The sequence below is a fragment of the Corynebacterium sp. H78 genome (genome assembly GCF_037572275.1).
GTDB lineage: Bacteria > Actinomycetota > Actinomycetes > Mycobacteriales > Mycobacteriaceae > Corynebacterium.
This window is the reverse complement of sequence record NZ_JBBHKX010000006.1, coordinates 25,335-49,306: the sequence shown is the minus strand read 5'-3', so window position 1 is coordinate 49,306 and position 23,972 is coordinate 25,335. Positions and strand designations below refer to the sequence as shown.

General features: G+C 56.4%; 21 protein-coding genes. 7 read left to right on the top strand and 14 right to left on the bottom strand.

All coding sequences use genetic code 11. The annotated features are described in order from the left end of the window. The 7 genes from WG934_RS09735 to WG934_RS09705 all read right to left on the bottom strand — a co-directional run bounded on the left by WG934_RS09735 (position 1) and on the right by WG934_RS09705 (position 7,861). On the bottom strand, positions 1 to 1,575 hold the full coding sequence (locus tag WG934_RS09735) for a UDP-N-acetylmuramoyl-L-alanyl-D-glutamate--2,6-diaminopimelate ligase (protein WP_339989916.1): 1,575 nt from the start codon (positions 1,573 to 1,575) through the stop codon (positions 1 to 3). A 56-nt stretch (positions 1,576 to 1,631) separates the two neighbouring features. Further along, complete coding sequence (locus WG934_RS09730) at positions 1,632 to 3,671, bottom strand: peptidoglycan D,D-transpeptidase FtsI family protein (RefSeq protein WP_339980116.1); 2,040 nt, start codon at positions 3,669 to 3,671, stop codon at positions 1,632 to 1,634. Between the two features lie 127 nt (positions 3,672 to 3,798). Continuing rightward, complete coding sequence (locus tag WG934_RS09725) at positions 3,799 to 4,557, bottom strand: hypothetical protein (protein WP_339980114.1); 759 nt, start codon at positions 4,555 to 4,557, stop codon at positions 3,799 to 3,801. A 51-nt stretch (positions 4,558 to 4,608) separates the two neighbouring features. Continuing rightward, the gene (rsmH, locus tag WG934_RS09720; RefSeq protein ID WP_339989915.1) at positions 4,609 to 5,694 is read right to left on the bottom strand and encodes a 16S rRNA (cytosine(1402)-N(4))-methyltransferase RsmH; all 1,086 of its coding nucleotides are present in this window, start codon (positions 5,692 to 5,694) and stop codon (positions 4,609 to 4,611) included. A 190-nt stretch (positions 5,695 to 5,884) separates the two neighbouring features. After that, complete coding sequence (gene mraZ / locus WG934_RS09715) at positions 5,885 to 6,316, bottom strand: division/cell wall cluster transcriptional repressor MraZ (protein ID WP_339980111.1); 432 nt, start codon at positions 6,314 to 6,316, stop codon at positions 5,885 to 5,887. A gap of 558 nt (positions 6,317 to 6,874) precedes the next feature. After that, positions 6,875 to 7,297, bottom strand: coding sequence for a DUF3040 domain-containing protein (locus tag WG934_RS09710; protein ID WP_339989914.1), 423 nt, complete (start codon positions 7,295 to 7,297; stop codon positions 6,875 to 6,877). A 153-nt stretch (positions 7,298 to 7,450) separates the two neighbouring features. Next, positions 7,451 to 7,861: an SAV_6107 family HEPN domain-containing protein gene (locus WG934_RS09705; protein WP_339980108.1), complete on the bottom strand. Its 411-nt coding sequence runs from the start codon at positions 7,859 to 7,861 to the stop codon at positions 7,451 to 7,453. Between the two features lie 282 nt (positions 7,862 to 8,143). Between WG934_RS09705 and WG934_RS09700 the strand changes: the two genes are divergently transcribed. Together WG934_RS09700 and WG934_RS09695 are read left to right on the top strand one after the other, a co-directional pair. Further along, a complete protein-coding gene (locus WG934_RS09700; RefSeq protein WP_339989913.1) occupies positions 8,144 to 8,755 on the top strand; it encodes a GNAT family N-acetyltransferase in 612 nt (203 codons plus the stop codon). A 65-nt stretch (positions 8,756 to 8,820) separates the two neighbouring features. Continuing rightward, positions 8,821 to 9,465 (top strand): LppM family (lipo)protein, encoded by a 645-nt coding sequence (locus tag WG934_RS09695; RefSeq protein WP_339989912.1) that lies wholly within the window; start codon positions 8,821 to 8,823, stop codon positions 9,463 to 9,465. Here the strand turns inward: WG934_RS09695 and WG934_RS09690 are convergent. Continuing rightward, on the bottom strand, positions 9,462 to 10,448 hold the full coding sequence (locus WG934_RS09690; RefSeq protein WP_339980103.1) for a methylenetetrahydrofolate reductase: 987 nt from the start codon (positions 10,446 to 10,448) through the stop codon (positions 9,462 to 9,464). The two genes, WG934_RS09695 and WG934_RS09690, sit on opposite strands and share 4 nt — an antisense overlap. A 154-nt stretch (positions 10,449 to 10,602) precedes the next feature. Here WG934_RS09690 and WG934_RS09685 point away from each other — a divergent pair, with 154 nt between their 5' ends. From WG934_RS09685 to WG934_RS09670, 4 genes are read left to right on the top strand one after another with little or no spacing between them, the layout of a single operon-like run. Continuing rightward, the gene (locus WG934_RS09685; RefSeq protein ID WP_339989911.1) at positions 10,603 to 11,715 is read left to right on the top strand and encodes a polyprenyl synthetase family protein; all 1,113 of its coding nucleotides are present in this window, start codon (positions 10,603 to 10,605) and stop codon (positions 11,713 to 11,715) included. Positions 11,716 to 11,733: 18 nt separating this feature from the next. Then, positions 11,734 to 13,422, top strand: coding sequence for a phytoene desaturase family protein (gene crtI / locus WG934_RS09680; protein WP_339989910.1), 1,689 nt, complete (start codon positions 11,734 to 11,736; stop codon positions 13,420 to 13,422). After that, positions 13,419 to 14,927 (top strand): alpha-(1->6)-mannopyranosyltransferase A, encoded by a 1,509-nt coding sequence (locus WG934_RS09675; protein ID WP_339989909.1) that lies wholly within the window; start codon positions 13,419 to 13,421, stop codon positions 14,925 to 14,927. Before crtI ends, WG934_RS09675 begins: the two co-directional genes overlap by 4 nt. After that, positions 14,924 to 15,928, top strand: a complete 1,005-nt coding sequence (locus WG934_RS09670) for a phytoene/squalene synthase family protein (RefSeq protein WP_339989908.1) — start codon at positions 14,924 to 14,926, stop codon at positions 15,926 to 15,928. The genes WG934_RS09675 and WG934_RS09670 overlap by 4 nt, the downstream gene beginning before the upstream one ends. Before the next feature lie 29 nt (positions 15,929 to 15,957). Here the strand turns inward: WG934_RS09670 and WG934_RS09665 are convergent, their stop codons facing one another. Then, positions 15,958 to 16,323 carry an Rv2175c family DNA-binding protein gene (locus WG934_RS09665; protein ID WP_339980097.1) on the bottom strand — a complete coding sequence of 122 codons (366 nt, stop codon included), beginning with the start codon at positions 16,321 to 16,323 and terminating at the stop codon, positions 15,958 to 15,960. Positions 16,324 to 16,382: 59 nt separating this feature from the next. On the opposite strand from WG934_RS09665, the gene pknB reads away from it, so the two are divergent. Beyond that, positions 16,383 to 18,653: a Stk1 family PASTA domain-containing Ser/Thr kinase gene (gene pknB / locus WG934_RS09660; RefSeq protein ID WP_339989907.1), complete on the top strand. Its 2,271-nt coding sequence runs from the start codon at positions 16,383 to 16,385 to the stop codon at positions 18,651 to 18,653. Between the two features lie 134 nt (positions 18,654 to 18,787). On the opposite strand, the gene WG934_RS09655 is transcribed toward pknB, so the two are convergent. From WG934_RS09655 to WG934_RS09635, 5 genes are all read right to left on the bottom strand, one after another. Further along, a complete protein-coding gene (locus WG934_RS09655; RefSeq protein ID WP_339989906.1) occupies positions 18,788 to 20,176 on the bottom strand; it encodes a class II 3-deoxy-7-phosphoheptulonate synthase in 1,389 nt (462 codons plus the stop codon). Positions 20,177 to 20,326: 150 nt separating this feature from the next. Then, complete coding sequence (locus WG934_RS09650; RefSeq protein WP_339980093.1) at positions 20,327 to 20,818, bottom strand: polyadenylate-specific 3'-exoribonuclease AS; 492 nt, start codon at positions 20,816 to 20,818, stop codon at positions 20,327 to 20,329. A gap of 29 nt (positions 20,819 to 20,847) precedes the next feature. Next, positions 20,848 to 21,612: a lysophospholipid acyltransferase family protein gene (locus WG934_RS09645; RefSeq protein ID WP_339989905.1), complete on the bottom strand. Its 765-nt coding sequence runs from the start codon at positions 21,610 to 21,612 to the stop codon at positions 20,848 to 20,850. Between the two features lie 73 nt (positions 21,613 to 21,685). Continuing rightward, positions 21,686 to 22,693, bottom strand: a complete 1,008-nt coding sequence (locus tag WG934_RS09640; RefSeq protein ID WP_445228236.1) for an ROK family protein — start codon at positions 22,691 to 22,693, stop codon at positions 21,686 to 21,688. 90 nt (positions 22,694 to 22,783) lie between these two features. Next, positions 22,784 to 23,932 (bottom strand): glycosyltransferase family 4 protein, encoded by a 1,149-nt coding sequence (locus WG934_RS09635; protein ID WP_339989904.1) that lies wholly within the window; start codon positions 23,930 to 23,932, stop codon positions 22,784 to 22,786. Positions 23,933 to 23,972: the final 40 nt, after the last annotated feature.

Genomic DNA, 23,972 nt, shown 5'->3' with positions numbered 1-23,972 from the left:
CTAGTCCACTCCCTTCTTTCGCTCCAGCGACTTAGCAACCTCTTCGCGGTCATCAAACGGATGCATCACGCCGTTGATTTCTTGACCCGTCTCGTGTCCCTTTCCAGCTACGACGACTGCGTCGCCGGTCGTCGCCAAGTTGATCGCCGCGGAAATGGCTTCGGCGCGATCGCCGATGACCTCGACTGGGACATCGCGACCTGCATCCTTTTCGATCTTCTGCTGGTCGTAGGCGCCACTTGCGACAGCCTCGCGGATCAGGGCAGGTTCTTCGCTACGCGGATTGTCGTCGGTGACGAACACTGCATCAGCAACCTTGACAGCCTCTGCTCCCATGAGTGGGCGCTTCGTAGCATCCCGGTCGCCACCTGCACCAACAACCGCAATGACTTTGCCGCTGGTCTGTGCACGAAGGGTACGTAATACTTCGCCAACTGCAGCAGGCTTGTGTGCATAGTCAACAACGGCCAAGAAGTCTTGCCCCTTGTCAATTCGCTGCATTCGGCCCGGCACCGCGACCTTTGCCAAACCGCGCTGTGCGGCGTCGTTAGCCATTCCGACTGCTGCCAACGCGCCCCACGCGACGGTTGCGTTTGCAACGTTGAACTCTCCTGGCAGTGGTACGTCGAGAGTCACCTGCTCAGCTCCGACGAGCGTCACCTGCTGCATGCCGTTCGGTGCCACCGTGACGTCTTGGGCTTTCCAGGCAAGCTCGCTGTCTGCTGGCAGCGCGTCGTTGGTTTGTGCGTCGTCCAGCTGCATGCGGTGTGTGGCCACTTTGTCCACGGTGACAGCGCTATCTTCGCCCGCAATCTCTGCCATCTGACGCCCCCATGCATCATCCACGCAAACAACTGCATGGCGCGCATGTACTGGGGAGTCCCCGTGGAACAGCAATGCCTTCGCTTCGAAGTACTCTTCCAGCGTGTGGTGGAAATCCAAGTGATCCTGCGACAAGTTCAGGAAGCAACCTACATCGAAAGTCACGCCTGCTACGCGACCGAGTGACAGGGCGTGCGACGACACTTCCATCACAACATGGGTCACGCCTTCGTCGACCATTTCAGAAAACAACCGCTGCAACGAGGGTGCTTCCGGAGTCGTCAAGCTACTTGGCACGGTTCGCTGATTAATCCGGGTGCCGGTGGTACCAATAATGCCGGTCGTGCATCCCGCTTCAAGCAGCGCGGATTCCAGCATGTACGTTGTCGTCGTCTTGCCGGACGTACCAGTCACACCAATGATTGTCAGCTTGTCGACGGGACGGCCATAGATCTCCGCCGCAACCGAACCCATTACCGCGCGCACATCGTCGACGACGATGACTGGCCGCTTTTCTCCTGCTTCGTTCAGGAGTGCCAGCCCTGCCTCATCGGTGAGTACTGCCGCTGCTGCGGATTGATTGGCATACGTTGCACCGTGGGTACGAGTTCCTGGTACTGCAGCAAACAATCCACCTTCAGGAGTAGCTGCTGCATTCAGATCCATACCTACGAGTGCAGTATCCGCACTATCCGCACCGTTATGAACAGTGCCTCCTGATAGCGCGACCACGTCTCCGATGGTGACGGCCATGACTGGTCCTCCTTGTCGATGTGTCTTTGTAAGACTGTCTTTTTCCTGACGATTCATTAGGGCTGCAACACTAGCGTTTGTTCTGGCTGTGCAGACGGAGGCACGTTGTAACGATTCAGAGCCCACGCAGCAATGTCACGGAACAATGGTGCAGCCGACTGCCCGCCCTCACCGTGTACTCCCCGAACGGGTTCATCGAGCATGATGCCGATGACGAACCGAGGATCATCCGCTGGAGCAATACCAGCAAAGGTGATGAAGTACTGAGAGTTCGAGTATGCGCCCGTTTCCTCGTCAACCTTCTGTGCCGTACCGGTCTTGCCGGATAGTCGGTAGCCTTCGATATCGTTTCCAGCCGCAGTACCCATCTGCACGCCGGTTTCATCCGATTGCATAGTGGACTGGAACATGTCACGGACAGTGCGAGCAGTTTCTGGGCTAACAACGCGTACCCGCTCGGGCGGATTCTGTTTCGTGACAGTGCCGTCCGACGTTGTCTCCTTGCGAATGACACGAGGCTGGATACGCTCACCATCATTTGCAATAGCCTGGTAAACCCCGGTCATCTGAAGCAAGGTCATTGCCATGCCTTGCCCGATTGGCAGGTTAGCGAACGTACCCCCGGACCATTGCGGACGCTGTGGCACTAGACCTGCGGATTCACCAGGAAGTTCAACCCCTGTTGATTGACCAAGACCAAACAGGTGCAACACCTCGGCGAAACGGTCCTGTCCAAGTCGCTCGGCCAACATCAGCGTGCCAACATTTGACGATTTACCAAAGACACCAGTGGTAGTGAAGGCTTCCGTGTCGTGTTCCCACGCATCGCGCACAGTCACACCAGACATTTCGATCGATCCTGGAACTTGCAGGACCTCATCGGGAGTTGTCTTCCCATCTTCGATTGCTGCCGCTGCTGTAATGATCTTCGCAACCGAACCCGGCTCGAACGGATCCGACACTGGGGAGTTGTTCATATTGCGACCTGCATCAACTTCTGCACCGATGTCGCGGTTCGGATTTGCCGTACCCGACTGCGCCATCGACAAAATCTCGCCAGACTTTGCATCCAGAACGACGGCAGATGCAGACTTCGCACCGGACTTCTCTACAGCCTGTTCCAACTGCTGCTGAACGTAGTACTGCATGTCGACATCGATGGTCAGCTCATAGTTCGTCCCATCAATAGGCGCATTGACATCACGGGTCGAACCCGGAATGGCGATTCCATTTGCAGCGACATCAATGGTTTTTCCACCATTGACACCCTGCAGCGTGGAATCCCGCGATGCTTCGAAACCGAACTGACCAACACCATCCATGCCGATCTTGCCAATCAAATTCGCTGCTGCCGCACCATTTGGATACTGACGAATATCTTGGCGTTCTGCCACCAGCTCCGGGAACTTCTTCGTAACTTCCGCGGCCTTGTCTGGATCCACATTTCGGACCAACACCTCGTACGAGCTGTTCTCGTTTCTCAGCTTCGCAAGGATTTCCTTAGCACTGATCGATTCCTGAACATTCTGAATTCCTTCTTCCTGTTCAGGCTGTGAAGCTTGTCGACGACGAGAGCTCTTTTCCTCTTCGTCATCTTTATTCTTTACGCCGAGCATTTCTGGAAGCTCAGCAGCGATCTGCTTCAGACGCTCGTCATACGGATCAGTCTGATCAGGATATAGCCGATGACGCTCGTCGATGAATGCACGTAGCGTGCCTGGATGCACCGTCAAGCTTCGCGCTTCCATCGTGAATGCGAGCTGAGCCCCATTACGGTCCGTGATAGCTCCACGACGAGCCGGATCAACGATTTCAACGCTTCGTTGACTCTGCGCCTGTGCGGCCAGATCCGGCCCCACTATGAGCTGTACCCAAGCCAGACGCGCGACCAAGGTAATAACAACCAGAAGACCAATCAATTGCAGCCAGTTGCGGCGCTGCACAAAGTCCTTGTGCGATGTCCGAAGACGCTCACCTGTGGCGAACTCGCGGTTTCGCGGTGGCTTCTGTCGCTGTTCGGTACGCATGTTGATTCGATGATTGCGTTGTTCACGGTCATACCCCGAATCGCGGTAATCATTCGAAGAACGAATCATGCCAGGCGCCTTCTTAATGGACTAGGAATCAGAAAATGCAAAATCACAAACTAAACGACAAGATGACCGACGCGAACGCAATGCGATCAATACGACGGTCACAGAACTGTTGCGCCGGTCAGCTTACCTATGGAGCTGGTGCCGGCAGTGGTGCCTCGCCTGCAGGCGCAGCGTTATCTTCTGCTGGAGCTGGAGCCTGTGCAGGAGCTGGCGCTGGCGCTGGCGCTGGAGTGCGGTAGCCCTGCGGAGCATACGGCGCAGTAGCTGGTAGCTGACCTGCTGGATTTGCTTCCTGAATAGTTGGCGCCTGCATGCCTGGGACGACCTTGGTCTCTGCTGGGTCAGAGGTAGGTGCGTGAGGACGATCGCTGCCACCGTTCAAGTCGATCATCTTCTGGTACTCGCCGGTGCCTGGGCGCACTTCGCGAACGACACCATCCTCGCCCGTAGCCAGAATCGCTGGCTGATCATGGTGAACCATGTCCATTTCACCCGCACGACGAGCAATCTCACCCGTCGACTGCAAGTACGCGACATCGCGCTCGAGAACCTCGACACTGTTCTGCAGGTCGACTTCCCGCTCGCGAGCAGCATTCAGGTCGAGGGACTGCGATGTCGACAAGCCCGACAAAACCATGGCCACGATGATGCCAGCAACAGCAATCAGCACCGCGCCAAGGGCAAAGTTGAACGACGATCGGTCTTTCGTCGTATTCGTGAGACGACGACCTCGAACTGACACCACCTGCTGCGAGCCGAAACGGCCTCGGTAGGTCGAGCGACGTGGGCGGGTACGCTTCGCTGGAATCGAGCTAGGACGAGTTGGGGTTGCGGTCCCGACGGATGAGGTCCGAGCCTTGACATCGTCCAAAACGGTGGCTGCCATGTGTTTTTCTCCCAGAAGATGCAGTGTTGCTGGCGGTGTACTGACTGGCTATTAGTTGTTGGGCAATATTCGTTCGATACAGCGCACTCGCACAGGTGCGGCGCGCGGATTATCTTCGATTTCTTGCTTGGTCGCTTTCTCCGCGCCACGGGTTATCAACTGGAATTTGGCCTCATGTCCGGGTAATTCCATTGGCAACCCTGGCGGAGTCGTGGACTTCACCAATTCAGCGAAATCACGCTTGACCAGCCGATCTTCCAAACTCTGGTAGCTCATGAATACCCCTCGCCCATTGACAGCGAGCAGATCACACACCTGCGGAAGGACATTTTCTAGTGCTTCCAGTTCACGATTGACTTCAATGCGTAGCGCCTGGAACGTACGCTTCGCAGGATGTCCGCCAGTGCGACGAGAAGCAGCAGGGATCGCGTCGTAAAGCAATTCGACCAAACGACCCGATGTACTAAAGGGTTCCTTGTCGCGTTCCCGGAGAATTGCGGACGCGATACGACCTGCGAAACGCTCGTCTCCGTAGGTGGACAGGATGCGCGCAAGGTCGCCGTGCGAATACGTATTCACAACGTCTGCTGCCGTAATTCCCTGTGATGCATCCATGCGCATATCCAGTGGAGCGTCGACGCGGTATGCGAAACCACGCTGCACCTGATCGAGCTGCATTGATGACACTCCCAGGTCAAACAAGGCACCGGCGAGACCATTCTGGCGAGCAGCGGCAACAATGCCGTGCGGATCAGCGACATCTTCATCGAAGTCGGCCAACGAGCCATCAACAAGATCTCGCAAACCATCAAAGCGGGTTTGCACGCCAATGAAACGATGCTCGAAAGCTGCCAAGCGTGCACGCGCTGAGGTCAAAGCATTGATGTCACGATCCAGTCCAATTACGAGAGCTTCTGGAAACGTCTGCAAGAAGTACTCGGTATGACCCCCAGCACCCAAGGTGCCATCGACAATCACGGGAGTTCGACCCGCCGCAAGGGCAGCTTCCACTCCCGGAGAGATGAGATCCGTCACGCGCTGCAGCAATACCGGCACGTGTCCGTGCTCACCAGAACGTCGATCACCGTCATTCTGCGCTACATCGGTGTCCTGATTGTTGGTGTGTGCTTGCGACATGAAGAACCCTCCTCCCATTACTCGAGGCGTGCTAGTTGTACGTGACCATCAGCTCGAATGACCCCTGCTAAATGGGGAGGGAATGTTCACAGGGCCCTGCCCGGCCACAACCTGATATCGGGGAAGTACACCAGGGTGCAACCGGACAGAGTCCATGCGGACACTCCCGTAGTCGGCGAATCGATGCGACTTAGAGAACGCCGAACAGCGAATCATCTTCGCCGTCGGAGAAATCAGCCTCATGCTCCGCCTGGTAGGCCTCCCAGGACTCTGCGTCCCAGATCTCCAGGAAATCGATAGAACCGATGACAACGCATTCTTTGGTCAGATTCGCGTACTTGCGGTGGTCCGCGTTAAGCGTGATTCGACCCGAACCATCTGGGCGTTGCTCATCCGTACTAGCCGCAAGGTTGCGGATAAACGCACGAGCTCGAGTGTTGGTGCGCGAAGCCTTAGTGGCTCGTTGCGCCAGCTTGACGAACTCATCCTTGGGGTAGACCGCAAGAGAGTGATCCTGCCCCTTGGTAACCATCAACCCGCCCGCCAGTTCGTCGCGAAACTTCGCTGGCAAAGTGAGTCGACCTTTGTCATCAAGCTTTGGGGTGTAGGTGCCGAGGAACATCAGTCAACGGCTCCTTCCCCATTCGATGCCCTTCATCCGTGGCGCTGTAGGCCTCGGACGCTGTCTTTCAGTTATTCAATTCCTGCAATGTTGACCAACCTCTTCAACATCACGCCCCACAATACCCCACTTGTCCCCACTATCAATAGCTAAACGACGAACAAGTCCGAGCGATTCAGCCATTCTTAACAAAAGAAGACACCTAGGGCCACGGTTGACCTGCACAAACTAAAAGCGAGAGCATCAAAGTCAAAGTGGGAGGAATTCCCACCCCTCGTAAATAGCGGCATTTAGCTTCACTAGATGGGGTAACCGATGTTGCTGGAGTGACTAAAGTGGCACCAGATACTATGGAATCACCGGTCAACACACTCATTGGTCTGCCAAATCGCGTAAGTGGGGCAAAGTGGGGAGCGATGGTGGATCGTAGTGGGTGAACCGTGAACCACCCCGCGAGGAAGTGGGTTAACCCACGTCGCAGGTACGAAAAAACCACCCCAGAAAAATCTGGGGTGGTTATGAGATACCTAACTACTGCACGAAGCCGCAGCCACTGACTTACCTACCGTTGAAGCGATCGCGGAAGCGAGATTCCAGATTAGAGGAGTCACCGCGAGCAGCACTGGATCCCCTTCCCGATTTCGTTTTGCGCGCGCCACCCAACTTGGCGCTGCGAGACACAGAACCAGAGCCCGATTGTCCCATCAGTGCCCAGACACCAGCGCCAAACATGAGCAAAAAGCCCAGAACGGAAATGGAAATCAACCACAGATTGACCATCGCTCCAGCAACACCGCCAATGAGCAGCACCAGCCCAACAACGATCAGAGCAATAACCTGCAGGGAGAATCCGCGAGGAGCCGATGGCGCATCGAAACTCCGCACATGACCAGACATGGTCGACCCAAACTTAGGGTCTTCTGCATACAGCGCTGACTCGATCTCATCGAGCATTCGCTGTTCTTGCTCAGACAGTCCCATGACGCTTCCGCCTCCCGCTATTCAGGTCCGAATACTAACAATGTAAACGCACCGAACGGCCAAAAAGTTCCCATCGACTGAATTCGCCAAAAAATTGCAGTCGGTCTCAGCTCCAAAGTCTACTCAACACACTCTGACTAGGAAAAAAGACATCTACGCCACCGCTGGCAATACACCCATTTCGTCTTCAATAATTGCCAAGAACTGAGTAGCCTGCGAGTTAATACGCACTACCGTTAACTCATCGGGGTTGAAATTCAGCCCCATCCGAACATCCTCCCGTAGTGGCATAAACTCTTCGAAAACGTCTGCCCATTCTGCGTATTCCGGGGCTACTGCGCGCAGACGCACCCACGCACTACTACTCCCCCGCCGGCGCTTCGCAGGTCGCTGCGCAATTACCGCACCTGCCACACGAAAAGCAGCTTGCATGCTGTATTCCAGCTTCTCGGCCGGCTCAGCATGTCGCGCCTGTGCGAGCAAGGCGTGGGCACGGCGAATAAACATCACCGCTTCCTCACTAACGCCAGTCGGCACTACATACGTTTCATCTTTAAACAGCATCCGAACCAACCTCCTTACTTCCTGCGCGAACCTGCGAACACGGACAAAATCTGCAATTCGAGAAACCGCAATCCAAACTTCCCGCTTTGCCTCCGAAAGATATAGGGAAGCTCGGATCGCCACTCCATCCACACCCCAAGTTTAGCACGTTTGTTCGAATCACTGTCGAAAAGGACCAGCTTTTCCGATGTGGGCAAGAATCCCACACCTTTTCACCAAGTAAGACACGTTGACCAGCGCGGGGAGGCTACTCTGTACAGCGTGCAATATAGCGTTCTCTCCATGCCAGATTCAGCTTTCCGCCTTCGTCTCCACGAAGCCGTGAGCTTGTACATCTACGCCATGGGATACGACCCCGCCATTACTGATGGGCGGCTACGCGCGTGGGCAAATCACCGTTTAGAGCCGAAATTCACTGCTGTCGCAGCTATTCAGCATCAAGAATCCGTAACTCCCGAAGAAGCGTTGCTCGACACAGATTGCAGTCTTGTCGGTATCGCGTATTGCCATCAAGGGCGCCCTGAACAGTGGTGGCATACCCAGGTTCGCGCTGGCATGGCAGCTCTCCAGTGGCCGCTCGCCGATCGTCGCGCTGTCCTTTCTAATTACACTGAGCTGGCAGAAATCCACGTTCACCCGGACCATCAAGGCGCTGGAATTGGGGAGCAAATGCTTCGCACGCTGTTGGCTGGGCGCACAGAGGACCATGTCTTACTGTCAACACCCGAAGTTGCCCACGAAAACAACCGAGCCTGGAGCTTGTACCGACGCGTCGGATTCACAGATGTTCTCCGCAATTTCGAGTTCGCCGGTGATTCCCGCCCCTTCGCAGTACTCGGCGCAAAGCTTCCCCTCGACTCGCCTCCACCAACCTCCTCGGACACGTCCCGCTAGCTCCGACGTGCCCCATGGGCTGCAATTCATCTATGCTTTTCGACGACCCACCCGAAAGGATTTCCATGCACTCTCGTGGACTGCGCGCCCGAAAAGCAGCATTGGCTATCGCTGCCTTTGCGCCTGTCGTAGCACTCTCGGGGTGTTTTCAGTCGGAAGCTGGATTGGTTATCACTGGCGATGACCAAGTAAACGGCGAGATTCGTGTTACTCCTGAAGAAGCGTACCGAGCGGACTTTCACAAGTGGCAGGTTCCTGGTGGCATGGAAGATCGCGTAGTTGTCGAAACTACGGACCCTGACACGGGTGCGATGACCATTCAGTTGCGTCAACTGGGCTTCGATGAAGTGCAGGCATTGGTTTCGTCGGCAAGTGACGAAGCGATTGATGTCGAAATTGAGCGCACCACTGCAGGTCAGGTGTCGGTGACGGGGCAAGCTGATCTAGAGAGCGCCCCGACCGCCTATGTGGCGTTGGCGATCACGTTCCCCGAGGCCGTGATCAATTCGAATGGCTCGATTCACAATGACACCGTGCAGTGGGAACTCAAGGGTGGCCAGCAAACCAATTTCTGGGCTTCGGCTCCTGCAGGCGAGACCAACCGCAATCAGCTCCTGATCTGGACTGGGGTGGTGTCTGCCATCGGTATTCTCGCTGCGGTGTTGGTCTTCCTGTGGGCACGTCGCTCGTATGACATGAATGGGCTTTAAAAGCCTCCACGCACCATGCTCTGACCCCCACCCCACGCCGGCGCCATGCCAAGGTTGTGCAGAACTTCCTGGGTAGCTCGAGCAAAATTGAGAGTCATGAAATGAAGGCCCGGCGCGCCTTCAGCAATCAGTCGGTCGGCCATCTGTGTCGAGACTTCGATACCAACTTTCCGAATCTCACCTCGATTAGCCACTTCGTCACCATTTGCTGCCGCAATCAACCGCTCCTCAAGCGCTGACGGAAGTGCTGCGCCCGACAGTTCTACCTGTCGACGAACCGATCGCAGCGACGTAATGGGCATAAGTCCCGGGATAATAGGCTTCGCACCATGGACGGGATCAGCGGCAACTAGTCGATCTCGCAAGCGCAGGTAGTGCTCAACGTCGAAGAACATTTGGGTGATCGAATACTCTGCCCCTGCTCGCAACTTCGCGATGGTGTACTTCGTATCCTCCTCAAGATCGGCCGCTCGATAGTGGCCTTCTGGGAAGGACGCGATGCCAATTTCCACATCATCGAATTCAGGTTCGTTGCGAATCAGTTCGATGAGGTCACTGGCGTAGTGCAGGCCGCCTTCAGTGGGAATCCAGTCACCCAATGGGTCTCCCGGTGGGTCACCTCGGAGTACCAGAAGATTGGTTAAACCGCGTTCCTTGTACGAGCGCATGATTTCCATCAGTTCGCTGACTGTGTGCTCGACCAGGGTCAGATGAACAAGCGTGGTGAGTGGCTGCTTAGATACCCGGTCGGCAATACGCAGCGTGCGCTGCCTACTCGAACCGCCAGCGCCGTATGTCACGGACGCGAATGTCGCGCCTAGATCATGGAAAGCCTCGGCTGCGCGGAGGAGTCGCGTTTCGGCGTCGTCGTCACGCGGAGGCATGAACTCAACGCTGAATGGAATGCGACCTGGGCCGGGCATCTGTAGTGCCTGTCGAATGGGGACTTGGAGACCGGCAGGTGGCAGCGGAGTTGAGGACATGAACAAGTATTCTAAGGGGTGCCATATTGTGGAGATGTAAAACACGTGCGTTCTTCGGCAAAAGCCTCAGGATTGGGCCAGGTGTTTTCAGTTGTTTCTCTGCATTTCTATTTCAAATCTTGGTTGACAACACCATGGAAAGGTCTGCCCCATCATGGTTGCCCTCCACATCCACCCGGACATGGCGCTCAAGGACATTCCCGTTACGGTGACATCCGTGCTTGCTTCGTTTTTCGAGGAGCGGTCGGCAAGTGTCGCAGCCATTGATCCGGCGTTTACGATGGTGGTTGATTCGCTCAAGGACTTCACTCTGAATGGTGGCAAGCGCGTCCGTCCGTCATTTGCGTGGGCGGGCTGGCTCGGTGCTGGTGGGAATATGGGCACTTTTGCGGATGCAGAGGATCCGGAGGCTGTTTTCCGAGCAGTTTGTGCATTGGAATTCATTCAAGCCTGTGCTCTGGTTCACGATGACATTATCGACGACTCCGATACTCGCCGTGGTGCCCCAACGATTCACCGCATTTATGAAGACAAGCACGCGGAAAACTCGTGGCGTGGCAGCTCTGCTCATTACGGTCGCAGCGTCGCGATTCTCGCCGGTGATGTAGCGCTGGCGTGGGCAGATGACATGATGCATTCCTCTGGTTTGTCTCATGCGGCTATCGACCGATTGTTGGAGCCGTGGTGGAGAATGCGTACCGAGGTGCTTGGCGGCCAGTTGTTGGACATCACTGCGGAAGCGTCCGGCGATTCACGCATCGAGGTTGCCGAGAAGGTCAACCTGTACAAGACCGCCGCGTACACCATCGCCCGTCCACTGCATATCGGTGGCGCGATTGCGGGCGCGACCACCGAAATCCTCGATGCGTACCGAACTTTCGGACAAGACATCGGCATCGCGTTCCAACTTCGCGACGACCAGTTGGGAGTCTTCGGCGATCCGAAAATAACGGGTAAGCCAGCGGGTGACGATCTCCGTGAAGGAAAGCGAACAGTACTGGTCAGCACCGCGATCACACGTTTGCAGGAATCGGATCCTGCGGGGGCACAACGACTCGATGATGCATTGGGCAATGTCCGCACCCCCGCGGAGATTTCCGAGCTCACTGAACTTATTCGTGCGTCGGGAGCTGATGAGCTCGTCGAAAAGGAGATTGAACGGCTAACCAATCAAGGTCTCGCGGCAATTGATGTTGCCCCGATCGTAGACACGCACAAGCAACGCCTCATTGAAATGGGCAAGCGTGCAACTGCACGTGCCAAGTAACGCAGGAGATGACTTTCGGTGGGTTTTCTAGGTTGGGATAAGCGTCGTACGGTGAAGGACTCCGCGCCGGGTGATCACATCGTCATCGTTGGCGCTGGCCTGTCGGGGCTGACCTCAGCGTTGTACCTGCTCGGCTCCGGATATGCCGTCACTGTTGTCGAGGCTAGTGATCATGTCGGCGGCAGGTGTGCCACGGAAGATGTGGAGTGCACGACCCCGGCTGGTTCTGTAACCGCTCGTTTCGACACTGGTGCGACGGTATGGACGATGCCGGAACTCGTCGACAATGCCTTGGCTGCGGTCGGCACGTCGATGGCGGAGGTGGACCCTTCGCTCGTCGTGAAGAAGATGTCGCCTGCTTACAATGCCATGTTTACGGATGGTCGACGTCTGCAAGTTTTCGGTGAACCAGCGTTGATGGAAAACCAATTGCGCGACTTTGACCCCGCTGCAGCTGACACCAATATTGCAGGGTATCGCCGACTTCGTAGCTGGTTCGAGGGCGTTTTCGAATCGTCCTTTGGCAACTTCATGTCTCGCAGTTTTGACTCACCACTGAATATGGTCGGCGACGGCACAAGCATTCGTGACTTGACCTGGCTGGCGCGCAACGGTGCTTTTGGTGGTCTGGAATCGAAGATTCGCAGCTTCCTGCCAGACGAACTGCTGTCGCGGGTATTCAGCTTTCAAGCACTATACGCAGGCGTAACGCCACGGCGTGCTCGCGCAGTCTATGGATGCATTTCCCACATGGACACGTCCATGGGTGTCTACTACCCGCTCTCTCAGCGTTGGGGTTCCGGACTAGGTGTTGTACCTGAACTCCTCGCGGCTGCTGTTCGCGACGCAGGTGGCACCATCCTCACCGGGACCAAAGTGTTGGGCCTCGACATCGACAACGACACGTGGCAGGTCAATGAAGTTGTCGTGTCTAGCTCGCCAACGCCAGTCCCCACGGCACTGTCTTGTGATGGTGTGATCGCAACGACGGATCTACCCGTCGTCGAAGAATGGCTGGAGGATGCTGGCTGGGATGTTCCGTTCCGGCCAGTCCCCCTTCGCTTCTCTCCTTCTGCAGTCGTTGCTCATGGTGTTGTACCTGTCGACGTCGCAAAGAAGTGGCCACAGTCGCACCACAACATTTCTTTCGGTGAGCACTGGAATCAAACCTTCGAGGAGATTTCCTCACCTACGCGAGGTCGAGTTATGTCGGATCCGTCGCTGCTCATTACAAGGCCAGCGCATACCGATCCGACGAGGATTGTGACCGATAGCAACGGCACCCAGTGGGAACCCGTCAGTGTGCTGGCTCCATGCCCAAATTTGAAGTCGGCGGAAATCGATTGGGCATCGGTTACCGACGCCTACATCGCAGAAGTCACAACGGAGCTGGAAGAACGGGGGTTCGCGGGTATTTCCACGCAATGGATCGCCGGCAAAATCGATACTCCTGCAACCTGGGCAGAACAGGGCATGGGCGACGGTTCACCGTTCGGGTTGGCGCATCTGTTCCGGCAAACCGGCCCATTCCGTCCCCGCAATTTCTCTGACCGGATGCCAGGCAATATCGTATTGGCTGGATCAACCACCGTTCCAGGTGTTGGTGTTCCCACTGTCATGGTGTCAGGGCGCCTCGCGGCAGAACGATTTGGCACCGCTTCGGTGCCTAGTGTGATGCCATCAACAGCGAAAGAAGATGAAGGATGAGCCGTTTATCCAGCGCCCACCTTGGCGCGATCGGTGCGATTCTCATCGCAATCGGCTCTTTCGGCGCCGGAGCCACGCGGTATCGCGGTGGTATCGTTGATGCGCTCGGTATGGGTTGGATTACGTACGGACATGGCTTTGCGCTGTTTGAAGCAATGATCTGGATCGGCATCGTCGGTGTGCTGGGGGCCTGGTTGCTGCTTGGCCGCAATGTCTTGTGGGGTCGCACTGGCGAAGCTCTCGATTCACCTCGCGAGGCTCGATTGGCAACCATCAACCGAAATTTGCTGTGGTGGATCATCCCGCTGTCTTTGTCCGCGCCGACATTCTCGCGCGACGTGTACTCGTACTTGATGCAGGGTGCGATGATGCGTGACGGGTTCGACCCCTACACCGAAGGCGCTGCAGCCAATCCTGGTCCGATGTTGCTCGAAGTCTCGGGAGACTGGCGCAACACCACCACCCCGTATGGCCCGCTGCATCTCGGTATCGGCGAAGCGGTGACGCGCATCGTTGGTGACAACATCACTGTTGGTGTCATTCTTTTCCGGATCCTGTGTCTTGCCGGTTTCTACGCAATCATCTGGTCAGTGCCACGCCTTGCGACGAAGCTTGGTGGCGACCCCGTCCTTGCCCAATGGCTTGGAGTCTTGAATCCCCTCGTGCTGTTGCATCTAGTCGTTGGATTACACAACGAAGCATTGATGGTCGGGCTGGTTTCCTTGGCGTTAGTTGCTGCTCTGGAGTCACGCCCAGTACGTGGTGCCATTGTGTCGGCTGTACTCATCGGCATCGCTGTGTCGTTGAAAGCAACCGCAGTGATTGCGCTGCCTTTTATTGTGTGGATGGTCATTACTCGCCAGAAGCCGATGGAGCATTGGACGGATATGTTCAAGCGCCTCCATCACATCCTTGGTGTGGGCATCGGGTTGGCGGCCATCATGGTTGCGACGCTGGCGCTGGTAACGAAACTGTCCGGCTCGACGTGGGGCTGGGTCACGGAAATTAGTGGCAACACAAAGGTGATTAATCCGCTGGCAGCACCGTCTGCAGTGGCGAACGTTATTGCGAAGATCATGGCGTTTATCAACGATGATGTCACGTTTAACATCATCGTGACGTACACCCGCATCGCGTCGTCCATCATTATGTTGGCCGGACTCGTCGTGTGCTGGTTCCTGTTCTTCCAGAACCCGCGTCGCAATGTGCTGGGTATGGTCGCGGCCTACGGCGTTGCTTGTGTATTCAATGCCGTTGCCCTGCCGTGGTACTACGCGAGCTTGCTTACTCCCATGGGTGCGGTGAAGCCTCGCCGTTGGCTCATCCAAGGCACTGTGATTGCGACGCTGATTCTTTGCTTGTCGTTTTCCGGTGGTGGCAATAACCGCTTTTACGACCCAACGTGGATGGCTGTTGTCACTATTGCGGCATGGTTTGCCACTGTGTGGCTCTTCACCGGCAAGGTGAACGGCTCACTGAAGTGGCGAGAGGACGCTGCCAAGTGAACGATCTGATGAAGGCATACGAGCTGTGCCGCGATGTCACCGAAGAAAACGGCAAGACGTATGCTCTTGCGACTCGGTTGCTTCCGTGGCGTCGTCGTCTAGCAATTTGGGCGTTGTATGCCTGGGCGCGCTGCATCGACGATTACGTGGATTTGGACGATGGCTCAGTGTCCCCTGTGAGAGACGCTGAGGCTGTCGAGCAACGAGTGCAGGCGCTCAATGAGGCTCTGCACCAAACGCTTCACGACGGCTCCGTCCCAGAGTCAGTCCTCACAGAGTTCGGCGAGAAAGAGCATCATATCCTCGCTGCCACAGCGCACACGCTGCGCGAGTGGAGTATTTCGACGGAACTCACCGATGCGTTCCTCGAGTCGATGCTCATGGATATCCCCGGTACCGGCGGTCATGTTTCACACTTTCGCACGTGGGAGCAACTCGATTCGTACATGTGGGGATCCGCCGCTGTCATTGGGCTGGAAGTGCTGCCGATTCTGGGCACCCGAGCGTCGGTATCGCGTGACGACGCCGCCCCTTACGCAGCTGAGTTAGGACGAGCCTTCCAAGTCACGAATTTCCTGCGTGATGTATCGGAAGATTTGCAACGCGATCGTGTGTATCTCCCCCTCGATGAGTGGGAGGCATTCGGTGTCGATGAGGATCGGCTGCGGTACTGCCATGCTCACGGATGTGCAGATGCACGAGTTCGATCCGCGATTGCCCACTTCATTGCTGTAAACCAGTCGATGTATCGCACTGCCGAGAAAGGCATCGATATGTTGGCGGTGCCAAGTAGACAGGCCATTCGAACGGCGCGTGTCCTGTATTCGGATATTCTCGACGAAATTGTTAAAGCGAACTATGACGTTTTCGCTGGTCGCGCAGTTGTTCCGCAGCTTCGAAAAATGGAAGTAGCCGTTCCTAATGGAGCTGCTGGCATGTTGCTGTGGATCGCCGGCAGACCACAAAAACGGCTACGTGCGCTAACAGCGCAAACTAAATAAACCAGGCTGTCAGTTACAGCGACAGAGTTTTACAGCGCCATTGCCTGCGCACGACGCATGACCTCACGTGCAAGGTGCCCGTGCAGCGCGTCAACTGGGCGTCCTGGCAACGACTCATCGTCGGCGAACAGCCATTCCAGTGATTCTTCCTTTGAGAACCCGCCATCGGACAGCACTGCTAAAACTCCGGGGACAAAGCGATTCACCGAATCGTCGTCGAGAAAGCGCTCAGGGATTCGCGGAACTCCGTCACGCATAACAGCAACGAGCTTGCCCTCCTGCAGCAGCGAGTGGACACGAGTGACAACGACGCCAATACGATCCGCGACATCTGGCAGGGTTAGGGTGGATTCTTCAGGATTTAGAATGTCCGTACAGGTAGGGATTTTTCTCACACAGGTAACCTTACCGCTGTAGTACAAAAACTTGTTTTTCCGGAAAGGGGCGGACTCGGATGGCCGAACTGCGTGAAGGCGACATTCTTGATGGTCGCTATCGCATCGGCGCCACCATTGCGCGTGGTGGCATGAGTACGGTGCATCGTGCCACGGATCTTCGCCTCGGTCGCCATGTTGCTGCAAAGGTCATGGATCCCCGGTTCGTTGACGATGCATCGTTCCGCGCCCGCTTTGAACGCGAAGCTCGTGCGGTCGCGCGCATGACGGATCCAACCCTGGTCAATGTGTATGACCAGGGAGTCGACTCAGCTGGACACGTCTTTCTCATCATGGAACTTGTCGACGGCGGCACGCTGCGCGAACTACTGCGCGAACGTGGCCCCATGCCTCCGCATGCGGTTGCAGCGGTGATGAACCCGGTTCTGGAAGCTCTATCTCTGGCGCATGAACGTGGCATGGTGCACCGCGATATCAAACCGGAAAACGTCCTGATCTCCGACAACGGCCGAGTAAAGCTCGCCGATTTTGGGCTCGTGCGGGCTGTGGCCGATGCCAAGATCACGTCTACGTCCGTCATCGTCGGCACTGTTGCCTACCTCTCCCCTGAGCAAGTCACCGGAACTGACATCACCCCCGCATCCGATGTGTATTCGGCGGGGGTCCTCATGTTCGAGCTGCTCACTGGTGAGACACCGTTTACTGGTGATGGTTCACTCGGCATCGCTCTCAAGCGTCTCAAAGAAGATGTGCCTCCTCCGTCCGAGCTCATCGATGGAGTTCCCCCGGAGTTCGATGATCTCGTCCTCCGCGCCTGTGCCCGCGATCCACACGAACGATTCGCTACTGCTGTGGAGTTTGGAGAAGCGCTTGACGACGTCGTCGTAAAGCTCGGTCTGCCACGGTTCCGTGTTCCAGCGCCGGTTGACTCCGCTTCGCATCGTGCGTTGGAGGCAGCAGCAACACAGATGAATACCCGTCCGGAAGCCCGGCCTGCCGAGGCAGCCGGTTCACAACTGAACTTCACCAAGGTTGCACGGGAAGACTGGGCTGTCGATGACGGCGGTAATGAAACGGGCGTGCTGTTCCCAGCACCACCTGGCCCGGCGGTTCCCATTGGACCGGCCATTGCGCCATCCGTTGATTCGCAGACAACTCAGTACCAGGCAGAAGCTCCAGTTCCGGAACGGTTCCCACCACGGGAAGTCGACACCGACGAGGTTGAGAATGGTGGCTCCCACCAGCGTGCTGGTCGTCAGCGTACGCGCACCGGATGCGCGATCTGGCTCATCATTGCGCTGGTTGCCACCTTTGGCATGGGTCTTGGTGCATGGTGGCTTGGTTCGGGGCGTTATGGCGAAGTGCCATCTATCTCGGGAATGACGCAGAGCCAAGCGATAACGACTTTGACGGATGCTGGCTTTACGCCGGTGACCAAGGACGAGTACCACAACAGTGTCCCCAAGACGCACATCATCGGGACCGACCCCAGCGTCGGCAGTGAGGTTGTCAAAGGCGAAGACGTTGCAGTGGTGATCAGCCTGGGAAAACCGGTAGTGCCGAGCTACCCTTCGGATAGTTCGGCAGTTGACTACTCTGCTGCCCTTACCGAAAGAACACTGAAGGAAAAGACCGGCAACCCAGTCTTTTCAGATGACGTTCCTGTCGGCGGAGTGGTGTTTACACAACCGTCGCCAGGTGAAGCTGTACTCGTTGGCTCCACTGTGACTGTGTACCACTCAAAGGGCGCCGCTCCTGTGAAGGTCCCCGACGTTATCGGTGACTCCGAAGACGTTGCTCGTTCCCGGTTGACAGAAGCAGGGCTTAAAGTTGCGCGCGTTGACACGGAATTTGAGGCAGGAGCGGACATGAACGAAGTCCTCGATGTCTCACCTGAACCGGGAGTTGGTCTGGAACGCGACTCTGAGGTCACGCTTGTTGTTAATAATGCCATCGAAGTGCCCGATGTCCGGGGCATGTCCGCTGAGGAAGCCACCACCGCTCTGCACGCTGCGGGGTTGACTGTGACGGAGACAAAGGAAACCTCGTCGTCTTCGCTGCCAGCCGGTCAGGTCGAGTCAACCTCGCCCGCTGCCGGAAAACTAGTTGACCCGGCGGAGCCAAATATTGACATCGTTGTCTCAAACCGCGTCAGTGTGCCCATGGTGATTGGGATGACCGTTGCCGAAGCGCGTACTGCGGTCAGCGAGGCGGGACTTGAACTCGATTTGAAGAATGATGGTGGCGAAAACGCACTGGTCATTACTCAAACTCCACGCGCAGGGAAATCCGCGAAGTCTGGCGATAAGGTGACGGTTCGAACTCTGTAGCAGCACAACCGAAAAGCATTCGTTTCGTGGCACTTTTCTCTGATCACTGCTGATTTTCACCATTCAACAACTATGGGGTCGACCTGAAAATAGGTCGACCCCACTGTGTGCAATGTTTTAACCAGTTGCGCTGACTAGTTGCGAAGCATCTCCGCAACAAGGAACGCGAGTTCCAGCGACTGCTGGGTGTTCAATCGCGGGTCACACGCTGATGCGTAGCGACCTGGCAAATCAACATCAAGAATGTCCTGCGCACCACCGAGGCACTCCGTTACGTCTTCACCGGTCAACTCGATGTGCAAACCACCCGGGTGGCTGCCGATCTGGCGGTGGACTTCGAAGAAGCCCTGCACCTCGTCAACAATGCGGTCGAAATGACGGGTCTTGTAACCGTTGGATGCACTGTACGTGTTTCCGTGCATAGGGTCGCACTGCCAGATCACCTTGTGGCCAGTAGCTTCCACAGCTTCGACGATTGCTGGCAATGTCGAGCGAACCTTGTCATTGCCCATGCGCGAGGTCAGAGTCAATCGACCTGGCTGGTTCAATGGATCTAGCTTCTCGACGTACGCAACAGCCTCTTCCGGCGTCGTCGTCGGGCCGATCTTCACACCCACTGGGTTGCCGATCAGCGCAGCCAGCGCAATATGGAAATCGTCAAGACCGCGGGTACGCTCGCCGATCCACAACTGGTGGGCAGACAGGCTGTACAGCTTCTCGCTGCCGTCCTCGTCTTCGGCCAGGCGAAGCAGCGCGCGTTCGTAGTCCACGACCAATGCTTCATGCGATGAGTAGATCTGCGCGGTTTGCAGATTGGTATCCGACACACCACAGGCTGCCATGAAGGACAGCGCATGGTCGATCTCGCGCGCCAAATCTTCGTAGCGCGCACCTGCTGGCGAGTTGGTGACGAACTCACGGTTCCACTCGTGCAAACGATGCAAGTCAGCGGTACCGGAGTTAGTGAGGGCACGAACCAAGTTCATGGCGGCAGATGCGTTAGCATAGGCGCGAACCATTCGAGCTGGGTCGTGGACGCGAGCCTCTTCTGTTGGCTCGACACCATTAACCATGTCACCTCGGTAGCTCAACAGACCATCGCCATCGATGTCCTTTGAGCGTGGCTTCGCATACTGACCTGCAATACGAGCCATTTTCACCACTGGGGTCGATGCACCGTACGTAAGAACTACGGCCATCTGCAGCAGGGTCTTCACATTCGCGCGAATATGCGGTTCAGTGTTGGACTCGAACGTCTCAGCGCAGTCGCCACCCTGCAAAAGGAATGCGCGACCGTTAGCCACGTCGGCCATTTCCTGTTGGAGCTTACGAATCTCCGGCGCGACCACAATCGGTGGCACAGATTCAAGGATGCGGCGCACGCGATACGCGTGATCCTTATCCCAGCTCGGCTGCTGCAATGCCGGCTTGGTCAGTGCCTCATCCAAACGGGCACGTAGGTCCGCTGGCAATGGTGGCAGATCAGGCAATTCGTCTACGGGTAGGTCAATGCTCCAACTCACAATGGAACATTCTAGCCACTAACTACATTGCTGGACCTAACTAGCCATGTTCTAGTGATAACCGGGGGCACTGTGCCGATCACCGAAACTGGCACCGGCACAGCAATTCGTCGAGAACTGACATGACACACAATGTCGTGTTCGGTCGCATCAGCGGAGAGGCAACGCCTTCGCGATCTCGTTAAAACGAACCAAGTTATGCCGGGCATCTGCCAAAGCATCGTGCTTTCCGTCAGCCTGCTTCGAAAGTCGTGGCTTACCAGCCATTTCCCAGTACTGACGTAGTTCACGGGTGAAACGCGGCATCTGTCGTGGGAGCTTCGTCATATCTCCCCACAGCTGAGCAAATGCGACATGGTCATAAGCGCCGATCCACGCCCACAGCTCCGGGCGATCATCTCCGCGAGGACAAAGAAACTCGGTGAGTTCCTCTCGAATGGTTGCGCGGGACTTCCATAGTGGGGACGACGGGCTTGGCAACTGGTTCAGCACATTCTGTCGAACCCACTGCCCTGCCTTGCGTTCGTCAAATTCGGTCGATACTGCGTAGTACTCTCGACCGTCCTCACAGACGACACCGATAGATACTAGGTCAATGGTGTGACCGTCTTCGATGAACTCGGTGTCATAAAAATAGCGCACGCTCTTACTTTACGTTAGCCACCATCGTGTTATCCGCGTGGTACTGGATTCGTTGCTGGTGTAGTCAGTGCGCCACCTGGTTCCGTGCCCTCTGGGTAGCCCTTGCCTGCGTTCAGCGACTCTTTCACGACCGACGCATACTCATGAACGTATTCCTGGCCGGAGAGTTCCTGTAGAGCCTTCATGATGTCGTCCGTCAGCGCACGAGCAGCCTGGTACTCATCGGTGATGTCTACGTAATCAGCTGGGTCAATCGGGTCGCCGACGACGACGCCAACGCGGTATGGGCGTGGAATCCAGGTACCAATTGGATTCGCCTTTTCGGTATTGATCAAAGCGACGGGAACTACCGGCGCACCGCTCTTGAGAGCCATACGTGCAGCACCAGTCTTGCCTTTGTACAGTCGCCCATCTGGGCTACGGGTACCTTCGGCGGACAGGCCGATCAGATCACCGCGTTCAAGCACTTTCAGTCCAGCCTGCAGGGCATCACGAGCCGCATCGCCAGACTCGCGGTTAATGGGAACCTGACCTGCCGAAGTGAAGAAGAACTTCTGGATCCGGCCAACCAAACCAGGGTTAGTGAAATACTCCTGCTTTGCTAGGAACGTGAGCTGACGATCACACACCAGCGGGAAGAAGAAGTGATCCATCACCGCGAGGTGATTATTCACCATCAGAGCTCCACCGGTTTCGGGAATCTTCTCGCCACCCTTGTAAAACGGACGGTTCCATACCCGAAGGAATGGGCCGATAAGAATGTTCTTAAAAAACCAATACCACCGATTGTTCACGGGTCGAATCTTACCGCTTGCTGTGACATTCGCTGGCCTTCGCAAGGGCGTGGCTTAAATTTCTCCGTGAAAACTACGTACGGGAATTCTTGACGACGCTCGTCGCTGCAATGTTCGCAGCCCCAATCAAGCCAGCATCCACTCCGAGCGAGGCCACATCAACACGTGGAAGCGGACGATAACCAGCTCCAGTGGTGTAACGCCCCAGCAATGCTGTGGCAGTGTCCAGATACTGGTCTGCTGCCTGGGCCACGCCACCTCCGATCACAATGAGCTCAGGATCGAAGATGTCCGCTACCAGCGCCAACCCCTGCCCCAACCAATGAGCAAATTCCTGGACTGCGGCGACAGCAAGTCGATCGTCATTTCGTGCTGCCACCATCACGTCAGTGCCTGTGACTTCTCCACGGAGGCATGATTCGACGAGTGGCGTCGCAAAGCGTCGGGTCGAAGCAAGCTCACAAGCTGTGGCTGCAAGTGCTGTGCCAGAACAGTAGCGTTCGAGGCAACCACGCTTGCCACACGAGCATGGGCGGCCATTGGGCACAACTGTGAGGTGACCGAATTCTGGTGCAGTGCCGTATGCACCACGGAAGATCTCGCCGTTGTGCATCATGGCGCCGCCAATACCGGTGCCGACAGCGAAAAGAACCCAATTATCAACATTCTGTGCGACACCGAATTTGTATTCACCCCACGCGGCCGAGTTGGCATCGTGCTCGAGTTCGAGAGGTACTGGAAGCCGAGGGCTCAGTCGGGCAACTACATCTGCGTCACGCCACGGCAAGTGCGGCGCGAAGCGCACTCGTTGCCGATCCTTATCCAAGAACCCAGCGACCGCCAACCCCACCGCCTGAGCTTCAGGATGCATGGCATACAAACGTTCTGTCACTCGAACGATGCCGTCTTCCACAGCCTTCACCGAACCGTCGGAAGATGTCTGCATTCTTTCGACAATCGTTCCGTCTCCGCGCACCACTGCTGCACGAAGATTGGTGCCGCCGATGTCGAAGCCGATCGTTGTCGGCATTGCATCTTGCATCTGCTGCGGAGAGGCTTCTAAAGGCACTGCAAACTCCATTGTTTTAAGGTGCGCTACCCAAAGTGCACATCTGAATGCATTTAGATACGAACGAACTCGCTCATTCTACCTAGGAATGCAGCGAGAAGGTTATTCAGTATCAACAGCCAAGATTCGACGGAGCTGCGCACCCATCACATCCCACGTCCAATGCTCTGCGACATGCGCACGACCAGCAGCACCCATCTCCGCAGCGCGCACTGGGTCCGCCAAGACTTTGACCAACGCACTACCCAGTCCCGCTACATCTCGACCACCGACAACGAAACCAGTTTCGCCATCAATAACCGTCTCCGGAGCGCCACCAGAATCGCCCGCGATAACTGGCACACCGCACGCTTGCGCCTCGAGATACACGATGCCCAGACCTTCCACGTCCAACCCTGCCCCTCGGGTTCGTGCTGGCATCGCGAAGACAGACGCAGCGTTGTAATGCGCCGGCAATTCCTCATACGGGACAGCTCCCGTAAAAATGACGACGTCCGCTACCCCTTTTCGCTCCGCCAGTTTCTCTAGAGCTTCGCGACGCCCACCTGCACCCACAATCATCAACCTGGCATTGGGAACGTCGGCAAGCACCGCAGGCAGTGCTCGAATCAACATATCCTGCCCTTTACGACGGACGAGCCGAGAAATGCACACGATCAGCGGAGTGGATTCATCAAGTCCATGGCGTTGACGAATAGCAAGACCAGCCTCAGCGTTAGGCGCGAAACGATCAATGTCGACGCCAGAAGGCAATCGTTCAAACGCAGTACCAGCGCCAAACGCCGCTGCAAAACGATTGCGCGTGTATTGCGAAATGTATGTCACTACATCCGCGGAACGGCCTATTGTCCGTAGTGATTGCCTCCCGCCAGGAACCATGGACCAACCCACTTCATGGCCGTGAGTAGTGGCAACGACGCGGTCGGCACCGGCTCGTCGTAAAGCAGCGCCCAGCAAACCCATTGGGGCCGCAGCTCCGAACCATACGGTGTGGATGTCTTCGTCAGCGATGATCTTCGCAGCTGCACGGGCGACGTGCGGAAGCGGCAGCAAGACCCGATCCCGCAGACGGTGCACTCGATATCGTAACGCTGAGTCGTGCTCGACCGTCTCCGCGCCCGGAGCTCGAGTCGATGCGAGAACAGTGATGTCTTCAGGGTTTAAGCAGTCGCAGAAATCACGAAGATACGACTCGATGCCACCCTGGCGGGGTGGGAAATCATTAGTAATCAGCAAAACACGTCCGGGCACACCCGCAACAGTAGCGAATGTGCCCGGAGAAGCGTGCAAT

What these genes read in the sequence shown, in the direction of transcription:
- WG934_RS09735 (WP_339989916.1), bottom strand. Translation starts at nt 1,575, where the DNA reads ATGGCCGTCACCATCGGAGACGTGGTCGCGCTATCAGGAGGCACTGTT.
- WG934_RS09730 (WP_339980116.1), bottom strand. Translation starts at nt 3,671, where the DNA reads ATGATTCGTTCTTCGAATGATTACCGCGATTCGGGGTATGACCGTGAA.
- WG934_RS09725 (WP_339980114.1), bottom strand. Translation starts at nt 4,557, where the DNA reads ATGGCAGCCACCGTTTTGGACGATGTCAAGGCTCGGACCTCATCCGTC.
- rsmH (WP_339989915.1), bottom strand. Translation starts at nt 5,694, where the DNA reads ATGTCGCAAGCACACACCAACAATCAGGACACCGATGTAGCGCAGAAT.
- mraZ (WP_339980111.1), bottom strand. Translation starts at nt 6,316, where the DNA reads ATGTTCCTCGGCACCTACACCCCAAAGCTTGATGACAAAGGTCGACTC.
- WG934_RS09710 (WP_339989914.1), bottom strand. Translation starts at nt 7,297, where the DNA reads ATGGGACTGTCTGAGCAAGAACAGCGAATGCTCGATGAGATCGAGTCA.
- WG934_RS09705 (WP_339980108.1), bottom strand. Translation starts at nt 7,861, where the DNA reads ATGCTGTTTAAAGATGAAACGTATGTAGTGCCGACTGGCGTTAGTGAG.
- WG934_RS09700 (WP_339989913.1), top strand. Translation starts at nt 8,144, where the DNA reads ATGCCAGATTCAGCTTTCCGCCTTCGTCTCCACGAAGCCGTGAGCTTG.
- WG934_RS09695 (WP_339989912.1), top strand. Translation starts at nt 8,821, where the DNA reads ATGCACTCTCGTGGACTGCGCGCCCGAAAAGCAGCATTGGCTATCGCT.
- WG934_RS09690 (WP_339980103.1), bottom strand. Translation starts at nt 10,448, where the DNA reads ATGTCCTCAACTCCGCTGCCACCTGCCGGTCTCCAAGTCCCCATTCGA.
- WG934_RS09685 (WP_339989911.1), top strand. Translation starts at nt 10,603, where the DNA reads ATGGTTGCCCTCCACATCCACCCGGACATGGCGCTCAAGGACATTCCC.
- WG934_RS09675 (WP_339989909.1), top strand. Translation starts at nt 13,419, where the DNA reads ATGAGCCGTTTATCCAGCGCCCACCTTGGCGCGATCGGTGCGATTCTC.
- pknB (WP_339989907.1), top strand. Translation starts at nt 16,383, where the DNA reads ATGGCCGAACTGCGTGAAGGCGACATTCTTGATGGTCGCTATCGCATC.
- WG934_RS09640 (WP_445228236.1), bottom strand. Translation starts at nt 22,693, where the DNA reads ATGGAGTTTGCAGTGCCTTTAGAAGCCTCTCCGCAGCAGATGCAAGAT.